The sequence below is a fragment of the Paenarthrobacter sp. NPDC090522 genome, assembly GCF_044769225.1.
Taxonomy (GTDB): domain Bacteria; phylum Actinomycetota; class Actinomycetes; order Actinomycetales; family Micrococcaceae; genus Arthrobacter.
The window spans coordinates 3,500-5,258 of sequence record NZ_JBIVXL010000046.1; the positions used below are offsets into that span (position 1 = coordinate 3,500).

Sequence of the window (1,759 nt, forward strand, 5' to 3'; positions counted from 1 at the left end):
TTACCTAAGCCTTTGTGGTTCAGGGGTGTGGATGGGTAGGGGAGCGTCGTGTGGGCGGTGAAGTCGCGGTGGAAACCAGCGGTGGAGCCTACACGAGTGAGAATGCAGGCATGAGTAGCGAAAGACGGGTGAGAAACCCGTCCGCCGAATGATCAAGGGTTCCAGGGTCAAGCTAATCTGCCCTGGGTAAGTCGGGACCTAAGGCGAGGCCGACAGGCGTAGTCGATGGACAACGGGTTGATATTCCCGTACCGGCGAAAAACCGCCAATACTGAGCGGGGGATACTAACCACCCCCCACCCAACGCAAAGCTTCTTTCGGGAAGTGCAGTGTTGTGGTGGTGGCTGGGACCTGATCCTGGGAGGTAAGCGTATTAACAGGTGTGACGCAGGAAGGTAGCCGGGCCGGGCGATGGTTGTCCCGGTCTAAGGATGTAGGGTCAGGGATAGGCAAATCCGTTCCTGTGTGCTTCGAGCACGTGCCTGAGATCTGATGGGACCCCCGTATGGGGGGATCCGGTGATCCTATGCTGCCAAGAAAAGCATCGACGCGAGGTTTTAGCTGCCCGTACCCCAAACCGACACAGGTGATCAGGTAGAGAATACCAAGGCGATCGAGAGAATTATGGTTAAGGAACTCGGCAAAATGCCCCCGTAACTTCGGGAGAAGGGGGGCCTGCCCCGTGAAACGACCTTGCGTTGTGGAGCGGGTGTGGGCCGCAGAGACCAGGGGGAAGCGACTGTTTACTAAAAACACAGGTCCGTGCGAAGTCGCAAGACGATGTATACGGACTGACTCCTGCCCGGTGCTGGAAGGTTAAGAGGACCGGTTAGCCCTTACGGGCGAAGCTGAGAATTTAAGCCCCAGTAAACGGCGGTGGTAACTATAACCATCCTAAGGTAGCGAAATTCCTTGTCGGGTAAGTTCCGACCTGCACGAATGGAGTAACGACTTCCCCGCTGTCTCAACCATAAACTCGGCGAAATTGCAGTACGAGTAAAGATGCTCGTTACGCGCAGCAGGACGGAAAGACCCCGAGACCTTTACTATAGTTTGGTATTGGTGTTCGGAGTGGCTTGTGTAGGATAGGTGGGAGACGTTGAAGCCCGGACGCCAGTTCGGGTGGAGTCATCGTTGAAATACCACTCTGGTCACTTTGGACATCTAACTTCGGCCCGTGATCCGGGTCAGGGACAGTGCCTGATGGGTAGTTTAACTGGGGCGGTTGCCTCCTAAAAAGTAACGGAGGCGCCCAAAGGTTCCCTCAGCCTGGTTGGCAATCAGGTGTCGAGTGTAAGTGCACAAGGGAGCTTGACTGTGAGAGAGACATCTCAAGCAGGGACGAAAGTCGGGACTAGTGATCCGGCGGTACATTGTGGAATGGCCGTCGCTCAACGGATAAAAGGTACCTCGGGGATAACAGGCTGATCTTGCCCAAGAGTCCATATCGACGGCATGGTTTGGCACCTCGATGTCGGCTCGTCGCATCCTGGGGCTGGAGTAGGTCCCAAGGGTTGGGCTGTTCGCCCATTAAAGCGGTACGCGAGCTGGGTTTAGAACGTCGTGAGACAGTTCGGTCCCTATCCGCTGCGCGCGCAGGAAATTTGAGAAGGGCTGTCCTTAGTACGAGAGGACCGGGACGGACGAACCTCTGGTGTGTCAGTTGTACTGCCAAGTGCACCGCTGATTAGCTACGTTCGGATGGGATAACCGCTGAAAGCATCTAAGCGGGAAGCTCGCTTCAAGATGAGATTTCCAC

General features: G+C 55.7%; 1 rRNA gene (only partly in view). It reads left to right on the forward strand.

The window, feature by feature from the left end:
* A 23S ribosomal RNA gene (locus ACIQT2_RS23940) occupies positions 1-1,759 on the forward strand (its annotated part extends 1,382 nt beyond the left edge of the window); the annotation flags it as partial.